Origin of the sequence: Escherichia albertii (assembly GCF_028622335.1) — a bacterium.
GTDB lineage: Bacteria > Pseudomonadota > Gammaproteobacteria > Enterobacterales > Enterobacteriaceae > Escherichia > Escherichia albertii.
The window spans coordinates 501,488-515,200 of the sequence record NZ_CP117568.1; the positions used below are offsets into that span (position 1 = coordinate 501,488).

General features: G+C 49.4%; 9 protein-coding genes. 8 read left to right on the forward strand and 1 reads right to left on the reverse strand.

The window, feature by feature from the left end; genetic code table 11:
- Positions 1–148: 148 nt before the first annotated feature.
- Positions 149–2,110: a 23S rRNA 5-hydroxycytidine C2501 synthase gene (gene rlhA / locus PS053_RS02440; protein ID WP_059216576.1), complete on the forward strand. Its 1,962-nt coding sequence runs from the start codon at positions 149–151 to the stop codon at positions 2,108–2,110.
- Positions 2,111–2,216: 106 nt separating this feature from the next.
- On the opposite strand, the gene PS053_RS02445 is transcribed toward rlhA, so the two are convergent.
- Positions 2,217–2,447: a DUF2554 family protein gene (locus PS053_RS02445; protein WP_000457425.1), complete on the reverse strand. Its 231-nt coding sequence runs from the start codon at positions 2,445–2,447 to the stop codon at positions 2,217–2,219.
- A 308-nt stretch (positions 2,448–2,755) separates the two neighbouring features.
- Here PS053_RS02445 and PS053_RS02450 point away from each other — a divergent pair, with 308 nt between their 5' ends.
- The 7 genes from PS053_RS02450 to PS053_RS02480 all read left to right on the forward strand — a co-directional run bounded on the left by PS053_RS02450 (position 2,756) and on the right by PS053_RS02480 (position 13,651).
- Positions 2,756–4,165, forward strand: a complete 1,410-nt coding sequence (locus PS053_RS02450) for an aminotransferase-like domain-containing protein (RefSeq protein ID WP_000760706.1) — start codon at positions 2,756–2,758, stop codon at positions 4,163–4,165.
- Between the two features lie 241 nt (positions 4,166–4,406).
- Complete coding sequence (ydcS, locus tag PS053_RS02455; RefSeq protein ID WP_000047411.1) at positions 4,407–5,552, forward strand: putative ABC transporter substrate-binding protein YdcS; 1,146 nt, start codon at positions 4,407–4,409, stop codon at positions 5,550–5,552.
- Between the two features lie 17 nt (positions 5,553–5,569).
- Entirely contained in the window at positions 5,570–6,583 is a 1,014-nt protein-coding gene (locus tag PS053_RS02460; RefSeq protein ID WP_059235713.1) for an ABC transporter ATP-binding protein, read from the forward strand.
- Positions 6,584–7,525: an ABC transporter permease gene (locus PS053_RS02465; protein WP_001251333.1), complete on the forward strand. Its 942-nt coding sequence runs from the start codon at positions 6,584–6,586 to the stop codon at positions 7,523–7,525.
- On the forward strand, positions 7,515–8,309 hold the full coding sequence (locus tag PS053_RS02470) for an ABC transporter permease (protein WP_000555488.1): 795 nt from the start codon (positions 7,515–7,517) through the stop codon (positions 8,307–8,309). The genes PS053_RS02465 and PS053_RS02470 overlap by 11 nt, the downstream gene beginning before the upstream one ends.
- A 21-nt stretch (positions 8,310–8,330) precedes the next feature.
- Complete coding sequence (patD, locus tag PS053_RS02475; protein ID WP_256879129.1) at positions 8,331–9,755, forward strand: aminobutyraldehyde dehydrogenase; 1,425 nt, start codon at positions 8,331–8,333, stop codon at positions 9,753–9,755.
- A 344-nt stretch (positions 9,756–10,099) separates the two neighbouring features.
- A complete protein-coding gene (locus PS053_RS02480) occupies positions 10,100–13,651 on the forward strand; it encodes an inverse autotransporter beta domain-containing protein (RefSeq protein WP_273774627.1) in 3,552 nt (1,183 codons plus the stop codon).
- Positions 13,652–13,713: the final 62 nt, after the last annotated feature.

Consider the following 13,713-nt stretch of genomic DNA (forward strand, 5'->3'; position numbering starts at 1 on the left):
TGTTACTCATTTCTGTCACAACCGCGGCACTCAGACGGCGCATTTTCATTCGCTAATCCATTACCCGCGCAGTTAAGCGGGAAAACTATTTCGCAACGTCACGCTTGTGGCTAAAATAGCCGCCATTTTTCAGCTACTGGATAAGAAAGTGACCGTATCTTCTCATCATCTTGAACTGTTAAGCCCGGCACGCGATGCCGCCATTGCCCGCGAAGCTATTTTGCACGGCGCCGATGCCGTTTATATCGGTGGCCCTGGTTTTGGTGCACGACATAACGCCAGTAATAGCCTGAAAGATATTGCCGATCTGGTGCCGTTTGCTCATCGCTATGGCGCAAAAATTTTTGTTACGCTGAATACCATCTTGCATGATAACGAACTGGAACCCGCGCGGCGGCTGATCACCGATCTTTACCAGGTTGGTGTCGATGCGTTAATCGTGCAGGATATGGGGATCCTTGAGCTCGATATTCCCCCCATTGAACTGCATGCCAGTACGCAGTGTGATATTCGCACAGTTGAAAAAGCGAAGTTTCTTTCTGATGTTGGCTTCACCCAGATTGTACTGGCGCGTGAACTGAATCTGGAGCAGATCCGCGCGATCCATCAGGCCACGGACGCAACCATAGAATTCTTCATTCATGGCGCATTATGCGTGGCCTATTCCGGTCAGTGCTACATCTCTCATGCGCAAACGGGCCGTAGTGCCAACCGTGGCGATTGCTCGCAGGCGTGCCGCTTGCCGTATACCTTGAAAGATGATCAGGGGCGGGTGGTTTCTTATGAGAAACATCTGCTGTCGATGAAAGATAACGATCAGACCGCTAACCTGGGGGCGTTGATTGATGCCGGTGTTCGTTCCTTCAAGATCGAAGGGCGGTATAAAGATATGAGCTACGTGAAGAATATCACTGCGCATTATCGACAAATGTTGGACGCCATTATTGAAGAACGCGGCGATCTGGCGCGGGCTTCATCCGGTCGAACTGAACACTTCTTTGTACCTTCGACGGAAAAAACCTTCCATCGCGGTAGTACCGACTATTTTGTTAACGCACGTAAAGGTGATATTGGCGCATTTGATTCGCCGAAATTTATCGGCCTGCCGGTGGGCGAAGTGCTGAACGTAGCGAAAGATCATCTGGATGTTGAAGTTACGGAACCGCTGGCTAATGGCGATGGTCTTAACGTGCTGGTAAAACGAGAAGTGGTTGGTTTTCGTGCCAATACGGTTGAAAAAACGGGACAAAATCGTTACCGCGTCTGGCCGAATGAGATGCCCGCAGAACTGCATAAAATTCGCCCGCATCATCCTCTGAACCGTAACCTCGACCATAACTGGCAACAGGCGTTAACCAAAACTTCCAGCGAGCGTCGGGTCGCGGTGGATATCGAACTTGGCGGCTGGCAAGAACAACTCATCCTGACGCTGACCAGCGAAGAGGGCGTGAGTATCACACATACGCTGGATGGGCAATTCGACGAGGCCAATAATGCCGAAAAGGCACTCAATAACCTGAAAGACGGATTGTCGAAGCTGGGACAGACGGTTTATTACGCCCGTAATGTGCAAATTAACTTACCGGGGGCATTGTTTGTGCCAAACGGACTGTTAAATCAATTCCGCCGTGAAGCCGCCGAAATGCTGGATACTGCGCGTCTCGCCAGTTACCAGCGCGGCAGTCGTAAACCGGTTGCTGAACCTGCGCCGGTTTATCCACAAACGCATTTGACCTTCCTGGCAAATGTCTACAACCAGAAAGCGAGAGAGTTTTATCACCGCTATGGCGTACAACTGATTGATGCAGCTTATGAAGCGCATGAGGAGAAGGGGGAAGTGCCGGTGATGATCACCAAACATTGTCTGCGCTTTGCTTTTAATCTGTGTCCGAAACAGGCGAAAGGTAATATCAAAAGCTGGAAGGCAACGCCAATGCAACTGGTTAACGGCGATGAAGTGTTAACCCTGAAATTCGATTGTCGCCCGTGTGAAATGCACGTTATCGGCAAGATTAAAAACCACATTCTGAAAATGCCGTTGCCAGGAAGCGTCGTCGCATCCATCAGCCCGGATGAGCTGCTGAAAACATTACCGAAGCGCAAAGGGTAACCCTCTACGTAAAATAGCCCGATATGTGAAATTATCGGGCTATTTGCAATTCATTGAATCTTAATGAGGTACGTTGCATCCGGCAAGAAAGATAGAGCGTATCTGATTAATTCTGGTCCGCTTCCGGTTTGCGCGACTTTTGCCAGTAGAAGTGCTCGCGCAAGCCTTCTGCTGATTCTTCTGCTACGGCGCGCAGTTCATCGCTATCCGCTTCATGTCGCAATTGATGCTCCACACTCTTCACCCACAAAAACTCATGTCCCTTGTGTCCCGCCATTAACTGACCTGAGAACAATGTGCAGACCAGCAACATTATCGATAACGCTTTTGCAAACATCCCGCCACCTTTTCCTTAACTTTTGCCGCTATGATGCCAATTGCTTTTTTAGGTTGTTATTCGGTTTTGCAAATTAGCGCAAAGAAATTCTGCAATACGCCTTCCTGATTTTGCACCACTTTCTGTTGCTACGGCTATATCCCATCACTCTTACACCCGTGCCGGAAGGCGGTTATGTGGTTCTTTTGTGGTGCACCATGCAACAAAAATTGACGCTGGTGATGGTATAATTACAGTTAATGAAACGTTGTGATTTTTAACAACTGATATAGACTGCCGGAACACCTGTATCGCATAACGATTCGATAATGAAAAAATATCAGCGTCTGGCAGAACAATTACGCGAACAAATTGTGTCAGATATCTGGCAGCCCGGCGATCGTCTGCCTTCGCTACGTGAGCAAGTGGCGCTCTCTGGCATGAGTTTTATGACTGTCAGCCATGCATACCAGTTGCTGGAAAGTCAGGGATATATTATTGCGCGGCCACAGTCAGGTTATTACGTAGCGCCGCGTACGGTAAAATCACCATTGCCACTCGCGGTTCCAGTAACACGCGATGAAACGGTCGATATCAATACCTATATTTTTGAGATGTTGCAGGCCAGTCGCGATCCGTCGGTAGTGCCGTTTGCTTCAGCCTTTCCCGATCCGCGGCTTTTCCCGCTTCAACAATTGAATCGCTCATTAGCGCAGGTAAGTAAAACCGCCACTGCGATGAGCGTAATTGAAAACCTGCCGCCGGGAAACGCCGGGCTGCGTCAGGCCATCGCTCGTCGCTATGCTTTACAGGGCATCACCATTTCACCCGATGAGATTGTCATCACTGCCGGAGCGTTAGAGGCATTAAACCTCTGTTTACAAGCGGTAACCGAACCTGGTGATTGGGTAATAGTCGAAAATCCTTGTTTTTACGGCGCGTTGCAGGCGCTGGAACGATTACGGCTTAAGGCGTTATCGGTGGCGACGGATGTTAACGAAGGGATCGACCTTCAGGCGCTGGAACTTGCGTTGCAGGCGTGCCCGGTAAAAGCGTGCTGGTTAATGACGAATAGCCAGAATCCGCTCGGTTTTACTTTAACGCCGCAGAAAAAAGCGCGACTGGTGGCGTTGCTCAATCAGTACAACGTGATGTTGATTGAAGATGACGTTTACAGCGAGCTTTATTTTGGCCGGGAAAAACCCTTGCCCGCGAAAGCGTGGGATCGTCACGATGGCGTTCTGCATTGCTCCTCGTTTTCGAAATGCCTGGTACCTGGTTTTCGTATCGGTTGGGTTGCAGCAGGAAAACATGCGCGAAAAATTCAACGTTTGCAGTTGATGAGTACGCTTTCCACCAGCTCACCGATGCAGCTTGCGTTGGTGGATTATCTTTCCACACGCCGTTACGACGCCCATCTTCGGCGCCTGCGTCGCCAGCTTGCGGAACGTAAACAGCGTGCCTGGCAGGCGCTACTGCGTTATCTACCCGCAGAAGTGAAAATACACCGCAATGACAGCGGTTATTTTCTGTGGCTTGAACTTCCCGAACCGTTGGATGCGGGTGAATTAAGTCTTCAGAGTCTGGAACACCAGATCAGCATTGCGCCTGGCAAAATGTTTTCCACTGGCGAAAACTGGTCACGTTTTTTCCGCTTTAATACTGCATGGCAGTGGGGAGAGCGTGAAGAACAGGCGGTAAAACAATTAGGCAAACTTATTCAAGAACGTCTGAAATAGCGTTTAATTTAATTCCTCTCAGGTTGGGTAATATGAAATTCGAATAGAAGCCATATTTTCTAACTCCTTGTCTATACTCCAGAAGATAGCTTCTCCGGCAGCATAATGCGTGGTAGCTCACAACCTGATTAAATTTTCTCAGGGGGGAAGGTGCGCCTGCAAGCCGCCGTCTATGGTTAAACGAGGAGATATTTTAACGGCACGGCTGCTGAACAATTAATTACGACAGGAGTAAGACCTTATGAGCAAGACATTTGCCCGCAGCAGCCTGTGTGCACTCAGCATGTCATTAATGACTGCCTATGCCGCAGAACCTCCGACCCATTTAGATAACCCTGAAGGACGACTGGATATTATCGCCTGGCCTGGATACATCGAACGCGGACAAACCGATAAACAATACGACTGGGTTACGCAATTCGAAAAAGAAACAGGCTGTGCGGTGAATGTGAAAACCGCCGCCACTTCCGATGAAATGGTTAGCCTGATGGCCAAAGGGGGGTACGATTTGGTCACGGCATCCGGCGATGCCTCGCTACGCCTGATTATGGGGAAACGCGTACAGCCGATTAACACCGCGCTGATCCCCAACTGGAAAACGATCGATCCACGGGTTGTAAAAGGCGACTGGTTTAACGTTGGCGGCAAAGTTTATGGCACACCGTATCAGTGGGGGCCGAATTTGCTGATGTACAACACTAAAACCTTCCCGACGCCGCCAGATAGCTGGCAAGTGGTTTTTGTGGAACAAAATTTGCCAGACGGCAAAAGCAATAAAGGTCGCGTACAAGCCTATGATGGCCCTATTTATATTGCCGATGCAGCATTGTTCGTCAAAGCTACACAACCGCAGCTGGGCATCAGCGATCCGTACCAACTCACCGAAAAACAATATCAGGCAGTGCTGAAAGTACTGCGCGATCAACATGGTTTGATCCATCGCTACTGGCATGACACCACTGTGCAAATGAGCGATTTCAAAAACGAGGGGGTAGTGGCTTCCAGCGCCTGGCCGTATCAGGCCAACGCACTGAAAGGCGAAGGTCAACCGATAGCCACTGTCTTCCCGAAAGAGGGCGTCACCGGATGGGCAGACACCACTATGCTGCATAGCGAAGCGAAACATCCAGTTTGCGCCTATAAATGGATGAACTGGTCATTAACACCAAAAGTGCAGGGCGATGTGGCAGCCTGGTTTGGCTCGCTGCCCGTGGTGCCGGAAGGCTGTAAAGCCAGTCCGTTATTAGGCGATAAAGGTTGTGAAACCAACGGCTTTAACTACTTCGATAAAATTGCCTTCTGGAAAACGCCTATTGCGGAAGGGGGAAAATTTGTTCCCTACAGTCGCTGGACACAGGATTACATTGCCATTATGGGCGGTCGCTAACTTCGCTGGGGTGTTTTATGACGTACGCAGTGGAGTTTGACAATGTCTCGCGACTGTACGGTGAGGTGCGCGCGGTCGATGGCGTCAGTGTTGCGATAAAAGATGGCGAGTTCTTCTCAATGCTGGGGCCATCCGGCTCCGGCAAAACTACGTGCCTGCGGCTTATTGCCGGATTCGAACAACTTTCCGGCGGGGCTATCTCTATCTTTGGTAAGCCTGCCAGTAATCTGCCGCCCTGGGATCGGGACGTGAATACCGTCTTCCAGGACTATGCGCTGTTCCCCCATATGTCGATTCTTGACAATGTGGCCTACGGGCTGATGGTCAAAGGCGTGGATAAAAAACAGCGCTACACCATGGCGCAAGAAGCACTGGAGAAAGTGGCGCTGGGGTTTGTGCAGCAACGTAAACCCGCGCAACTTTCTGGCGGTCAGCGCCAGCGTGTCGCCATCGCCAGAGCTCTGGTGAACGAACCGCGCGTGTTATTGCTGGATGAACCGCTCGGCGCGCTGGATCTCAAATTGCGTGAGCAGATGCAACTGGAACTGAAAAAGCTACAACAGTCGCTCGGTATCACTTTTATCTTCGTTACGCACGATCAGGGTGAAGCGTTATCAATGTCCGATCGCGTGGCAGTATTCAACAATGGCTGCATTGAGCAGGTAGATTCGCCGCGCGATCTCTATATGCGCCCACGCACGCCGTTTGTCGCCGGATTTGTCGGTACATCTAACGTATTTGATTCGCTGATGGCTGAGAAAATCTGCGGCATGATGGGGAGTTATGCATTACGACCGGAACATATTCGCCTGAATACGCCCGGCGAAGTACAGGCCAGCGGTACTATTCAGGCCGTGCAGTATCAGGGCGCTGCAACGCGCTTTGAACTGAAACTGAGCGGCGGTGAAAAACTGCTGGTCAGTCAGGCCAATATGACGGGCGATGAATTGCCTGCCACGCTTACCCCCGGTCAACAGGTGATGGCTTCCTGGTCGCGTAACGTGATGGTGCCACTGGTTGAGGAGAGGTGAATGGCGATGAATGTATTGCAGTCACCTTCACGCCCGGGCATGGGTAAGGTATCAGGATTTTTCTGGCGTAAACCGGGGCTGGGGCTGTTTTTACTGCTGCTCGGCCCGCTGATGTGGTTTGGTATCGTCTATTTTGGCTCGCTGCTGACGCTGTTATGGCAGGGCTTTTATACTTTTGATGATTTCACCATGTCGGTGACGCCGGAACTGACGCTGGCAAATCTCCGCGCGCTGTTTAACCCGGCAAATTACGACATCATTATTCGCACGCTGACGATGGCTGTGGTAGTGACTATTGCCAGCGCTATTCTTGCCTTTCCAATGGCGTGGTATATGGCACGTTACACCAGCGGAAAAATGAAAGCGTTTTTTTATATCGCAGTGATGTTGCCGATGTGGGCGAGTTACATTGTAAAAGCCTATGCCTGGACCTTATTGCTGGCAAAAGATGGCGTGGCGCAGTGGTTTTTGCAACATCTGGGGCTGGAACCGCTTCTGACTGCGTTCCTTACGCTACCGGCAGTGGGCGGCAATACGTTATCAACTTCCGGGCTGGGTCGCTTTCTGGTATTTCTCTATATCTGGCTGCCGTTTATGATTTTGCCCGTGCAGGCGGCACTGGAGCGTTTACCGCCGTCATTATTACAGGCGTCGGCAGATCTCGGCGCGCGCCCTCGACAAACCTTCCGCTATGTCGTGTTGCCGCTGGCGATCCCGGGGATTGCCGCAGGTTCTATTTTTACCTTCTCACTTACGCTGGGGGATTTTATTGTCCCGCAACTGGTCGGTCCCCCGGGATATTTTATCGGCAATATGGTGTATTCCCAGCAGGGGGCGATTGGTAATATGCCGATGGCAGCCGCTTTCACCCTGGTGCCGATTGTTCTTATCTCACTCTATCTGGCGTTTGTGAAACGCCTGGGAGCGTTCGATGCACTCTGAACGCGCACCGTTATTCCTCAAGCTGGCAGCCTGGGGCGGCGTAGTTTTTCTCCACTTTCCCATCCTGATTATCGCGGCCTATGCTTTTAATACTGAAGAGGCGGCATTTAGCTTTCCCCCGCAAGGCCTGACGCTGCGCTGGTTTAGTGTGGCAGCACAGCGTAGCGATATTCTTGAATCAGTGACACTGTCACTTAAAGTGGCGACACTGGCGACATTTATCGCGCTGGTGTTAGGGACGCTGGCGGCTGCGGCGCTTTGGCGACGAGATTTTTTCGGTAAAAACGCTATTTCGCTGTTATTGCTGTTGCCCATTGCCCTGCCGGGCATTGTGACGGGGCTGGCGCTGTTAACCGCGTTTAAAACTATCAATCTGGAGCCCGGTTTTTTCACCATCGTGATCGGCCATGCGACCTTTTGCGTCGTGGTGGTTTTCAATAATGTCATCGCCCGTTTTCGCCGTACCTCGTGGAGTCTGGTTGAGGCGTCAATGGATCTTGGGGCCAATGGCTGGCAAACCTTCCGCTACGTAGTGTTGCCGAATCTCAGTTCGGCGCTACTGGCAGGAGGAATGCTGGCGTTTGCATTGTCGTTCGATGAAATCATCGTTACGACCTTTACGGCAGGTCATGAACGAACGTTACCGTTGTGGTTGCTCAATCAACTTGGGCGACCGCGTGATGTACCGGTAACTAACGTGGTGGCTCTGCTGGTTATGTTGGTAACAACCTTGCCGATCCTGGGGGCCTGGTGGCTAACCCGCGAAGGCGACAATGGTCAATAACCACTGATACAGGAATATGCTATGCAACATAAGTTACTGATTAATGGAGAACTGGTTAGCGGCGAAGGGGAAAAACAGCCTGTCTATAACCCGGCAACGGGGGAAGTTTTACTGGAGATTACAGAAGCATCGGCAGAGCAGGTTGATGCAGCTGTCCACGCGGCAGAGGCAGCATTTGCGCAGTGGGGACAAACCACACCGAAAACTCGCGCGGAATGTCTCCTGAAACTGGCGGATGTTATCGAAGAGAACGGTCAGGTTTTCGCCGAACTGGAGTCCCGTAACTGTGGCAAACCGCTGCATAGTGCGTTCAATGATGAAATTCCGGCGATTGTCGATGTCTTTCGCTTTTTCGCCGGTGCGGCACGCTGTCTGAATGGTCTGGCGGCGGGTGAATATCTCGAAGGACATACTTCGATGATCCGCCGCGATCCGATCGGCGTCGTGGCCTCTATTGCGCCATGGAATTACCCATTGATGATGGCGGCCTGGAAACTGGCCCCGGCGCTGGCGGCAGGGAACTGTGTAGTGCTTAAGCCATCAGAAATTACCCCGCTGACCGCGTTGAAACTGGCAGAACTGGCAAAAGATATCTTCCCGGCTGGCGTAATTAATGTGCTGTTTGGCAGAGGCAAAACAGTGGGAGATCCGCTGACCGGACATCCCAAAGTACGGATGGTGTCGCTGACGGGCTCTATCGCCACTGGGGAACACATCATCAGCCATACCGCACCGTCCATTAAGCGCACCCACATGGAACTTGGCGGCAAAGCGCCAGTGATTGTTTTTGATGATGCCGATATTGAAGCTGTGGTTGAAGGTGTACGCACCTTTGGTTATTACAACGCGGGTCAGGACTGCACCGCAGCCTGCCGTATCTACGCGCAAAGAGAGATTTACGATACGCTGGTGGAAAAACTTGGTTCTGCAGTTGCGACACTTAAATCCGGCGCGCCGGATGACGAATCCACAGAGCTTGGTCCATTGAGTTCACTGGCGCACCTGGAGCGCGTCAGCAAAGCGGTAGAAGAGGCGAAAGCGACAGGGCATATCAAAGTGATCACTGGCGGCGAGAAACGTAAAGGTAATGGTTACTACTATGCACCGACGGTACTGGCTGGCGCGTTACAGGAAGATGCCATCGTTCAAAGAGAGGTATTTGGTCCGGTCGTGACCATCACTGTATTCGATAACGAAGAACAGGTGCTTCACTGGGCAAATGACAGCCTGTACGGACTGGCCTCTTCAGTATGGACAAAAGATGTTGGTCGGGCGCATCGCGTCAGTGCTCGCCTGCAATATGGTTGTACATGGGTTAATACGCATTTCATGCTGGTCAGCGAAATGCCGCACGGCGGGCAGAAACTCTCTGGTTATGGCAAGGACATGTCACTTTATGGCCTGGAAGATTATACGGTGGTCCGTCATGTGATGGTTAAACATTAACAAGATATAAGCTGGAATATTTACGTTGTATTCCAGCTATTTTTACTGAGAATAAAAAACCAGAAAGTTCAGTTTTAAATTAACACTTCACTTAACTGCATCTGATACATCTTATTGATTAACTCTTTATGGTGATATCTACGTTTACCATAAGCAAAACCATTTTTATTAATAGAGTGGTTTTCCTTTTTTTAACTGAGAAATAATCAAACCATAACAAACATACGATAACTAAACTTACTCGTATATATATATTGTGTTTTTGGCGAAATTGTGTATATTTCCCGCCGCTTGTCGTACCAGTTGGTTTTTTTGATTATTTTAAGCACATATAAGTAATACAAATGACTATGGTGAATAAGAAACTAAGACGAAAGGCTTCCTGCGCAGTAACATGGTCGGTAATAGCTACTCAGATATTATCCCCAGTTACATTTACCCTGATCCCGGCAAACAGCTTTGCCTCTTCAGCTAATACTGAGAGTGCACAAACTAATGCTAATGATGAGTATGCAAATGAGCTGGCTTCATTAGCGGCAAATGCGGGGCAGAGTCTGGCGAATAATACCGCCGGGCGTTTTGCTGTAGATACATTGTCGGCTCAGGCAACAAAAGAAGTTGTTGATTGGCTACAACAATATGGCAATGCGCGCATTAAACTGAACGTTGATGAGTCCTTTACTTTAAAGGATGCTGCATTTGATTTCTTATATCCCTGGATGGATAGTAAAGATTATGTTTTGTTCAGCCAGACATCATTGCATCGCACAGATGACCGTAATCAGGCCAATATTGGCTTAGGTTTACGTCACTTTACAACTGACAACGCCATGTTGGGCGCAAATATTTTTTACGATTATGACCTGAGCCGTCACCATTCTCGTGCGGGGGTGGGCGTTGAATACTGGCGCGATTATATGCGTTTTGGTGCGAATACCTATTTTGGTCTTTCTGACTGGAAAGACAGTCGCGATATTGATGATTATCTTGAGCGCCCGGCAAATGGCTGGGATGTTTCTGCTGAAGGCTGGCTACCAGTATATCCACAATTAGGCGCATCTCTTCAGTTCGAAAAATACTATGGTAAGAATGTCGGCTTATTTGGTAGCGATAATCTCCAGGAAAATCCTTATGCGGTAACTGGGGAAATTTCTTATACCCCGGTTCCTTTAGTTAAACTTTCTGCTCAACATAAGCAGGGGCAGAGTAATAACCACGATACTCGTTTTGGCGTTGAAATTAATTATCGTCCTGGTGTCCCGTTAGCTAAACAACTGGACAGCGAAAATGTTGCGGTGATGCGCGAAGTGCAGAATCGACGCTACGATTTTGTTGAGCGTAATAATAATATTGTTCTGGAGTATAAAAAGAAAAGCGCATTGCGTATTCGCCTGCCTGACGCTATTGAAGGCCAGGGAGGAACGACGCTTCCTGTTACGTTGAATGTCTCTAATGCCAGCAGTGGTATTGAGTCTGTTCAGTGGTCTGACAGTGCATTTGTTGCTGCCGGAGGCAAAATCACCGGTAGTGGCACGTCGTGGCAGTTTACGTTGCCGGCTTATCAATATGGCGGGGTTAACTCCTGGACCGTTGGGGCAACCGCTCGCGATCATAAAGGCCATGTGTCCAACTATGCGGTAATGAATATTAGCGTCATCAGCAGCGAAGTTTCTGTCAACGATTCGTCCTTCACCCTGAATGGCAGCAACAATGCGCAAATTGTTGCGGATGGACAATCAAACTATCCGGTTGTATTGAGTCTGAAAGACGCTAAAGGGCAGCCACTCACTGGTTTGGCAAAGGACATCCAGATGTCGCTGGAGTTTACGGCTAATAATGCTCAACGCAGCAGAAACCTTACCGAACCACAGTTGAGCGAAGTTCAGGAAGTTTCGGCAGGTGTATACCGTGCGGTTCTTACCGCAGGTTCGCAAGAGGGTACCGTTCGGGTAACTGCCAAAGTACTGAATAAATCGTTTACGTTAACGGTTAAGCAAACTGCGAAGACAGAGTCTGAAGCCGAGCCTGATACGGGGTTAACCGTGGCGCCTGCGCAGCAGGTTGTGGGTTATAACGTCAATTTGCAGATGGCAGCAAAAGATGCGGAAGGAAAGCCAATCACAGGTGATAAATCACTGCATTTTTATGCTATCAACGGAACAAATGATGTGCAGTTCGGTGCAGTAACTGAAAAAGACGGTGTCTATAGCTCAACGGTTACCACAAAACGAGCGGGTAAAATTCGCATTGGTGTAAAATCCGATCGTCACTCTTTCTCTGGCGTTGAGAAAGAAATTTCATTCATTGAGGATAGAACTCAGCCGGTATTCTCTCGCTTTGAAGCCGTTCAGAATAATGTTCTGGCAGATGGCAAGCAGCAGAATAAAGTGAAAGTACAACTTACAGACCCAACCGGGAATGCGATTCCTGATTATGCGGTGACTTTGTCATTACCTTCTGGTGTGACTCAGGTTGGCGGCGAACATGCTGTATCGACTGATGCAAACGGTAATGCGACGTTCGCCCTGGTGAGTTCAACACCTGGCTCTTACGTCGTTAAAGCTCAGGCGGGGAATCAGGTCTCTCCTGAACTTACCCTGACGTTTGCATCGAATATGGCTGGTGCATCATTGACGCTGACACCTGAAAATAGCAGCGCGGTTACCAATATTCCTGCTAATGGAAAAAGTGCAGCCGTTTTGAATGTTCAGCTAACTAATAGCAACAATACATCAGTGAATGGGCAAAAAATCGAGCTCATTACATCATCTGCTGATTTGTCTATTCCGGCCAATATCATAACTGATGGCACGGGGCGTGTTTCCGTTCCGATCACGACGGTTAAAGCTGGTGAGTATACGGTGAAAGCGCGAGTCACTGATGGCTCTCATCGTATTGAATCTGATGTTGTGAAGGTTACTTTTGTCCCGGATCTTGCCACGGCTAAATTTACTATGGAGATATCAAAACCGCAGATAGTCGCTGATGGCAAAGAGAGTTCAGCAGTTAATATTCAATTGGTTGATGCCAATAACAATATCTTCGCAGGCAATGTCGCGCTCTCTGTTTCACCGTCTTCAGGCGCGTCATTAGCCAGTAAGTTGCTGCAACTCGATGCCAGTGGGCGAGCAAAAACGCAGTTTACAGCGGCGAAAGCGGGGCAGTATACGATTGAGGCTGCATATGAGCAGAATGGAACGCGAATTACCTCCAGCCAACGCATTGATGCGGTGACTGATGCCAGGAACGCGGTTTTGACGATCTCGCCAAGCGCGTCTTCCGTAGTGGTCAGTGATACCGACAACCTGACATTTACGCTCTCGCTCAAAAGTGAATCAGGAGAAGCGTTAAGTAATCGGGTATTGAGTATTAAAACGACGGGGCCATCTGATAAGGGGGCATTAGTTGTCGATCACACATCAGTAACCACAGGTTCGGATGGTAAGGCGACCGTCAATGTTCATGGCAGAACCGCAGGAGCATACAAAATGATCGTCGCCATGGACGAACTGGGGAGTAACACTAGTGCAGAACAGTCATTTTCATTGTATGCGGATGCTGATAATGGCGTTCTGACAGTCAATAGTGATTTTGGCTATGTTACTGATGATGGAGAACCTTTTGGTTTCATTGCCAGACTGACCGATAGTTTTGGTAACCCATTGTCAGGAGTTGCTGAATTTACTGCTGGCAGTGAGGATTATCCAGACAATGGCAACATTACTATGACGCCAGCAAAAGCGAGGCTGACCTGGACCGGGCATGCAAGTTCTGAGCTGAGAACCTATGTCGCCGGTGTTGTTTGGGTAAAAGTCGTTGTGGATACAGGGAAGAAAAAGTACGAGAAAACAGAGACGACTTACGTGTCAAAATTGCCCAAGCCAGATGAAAAATAAATAGATAAATAAGAGGGAGGCGAGAGTCTCCCTCTATTTTTGTAAATCAGGAAAGAGGGAGA

Coding starts and splice junctions, on each gene's coding strand:
- PS053_RS02445 (WP_000457425.1), bottom strand. CDS start 2,447: ATGTTTGCAAAAGCGTTATCGATAATGTTGCTGGTCTGCACATTGTTC.
- PS053_RS02450 (WP_000760706.1), top strand. CDS start 2,756: ATGAAAAAATATCAGCGTCTGGCAGAACAATTACGCGAACAAATTGTG.
- ydcS (WP_000047411.1), top strand. CDS start 4,407: ATGAGCAAGACATTTGCCCGCAGCAGCCTGTGTGCACTCAGCATGTCA.
- PS053_RS02460 (WP_059235713.1), top strand. CDS start 5,570: ATGACGTACGCAGTGGAGTTTGACAATGTCTCGCGACTGTACGGTGAG.
- PS053_RS02465 (WP_001251333.1), top strand. CDS start 6,584: ATGGCGATGAATGTATTGCAGTCACCTTCACGCCCGGGCATGGGTAAG.
- PS053_RS02470 (WP_000555488.1), top strand. CDS start 7,515: ATGCACTCTGAACGCGCACCGTTATTCCTCAAGCTGGCAGCCTGGGGC.
- patD (WP_256879129.1), top strand. CDS start 8,331: ATGCAACATAAGTTACTGATTAATGGAGAACTGGTTAGCGGCGAAGGG.
- PS053_RS02480 (WP_273774627.1), top strand. CDS start 10,100: ATGACTATGGTGAATAAGAAACTAAGACGAAAGGCTTCCTGCGCAGTA.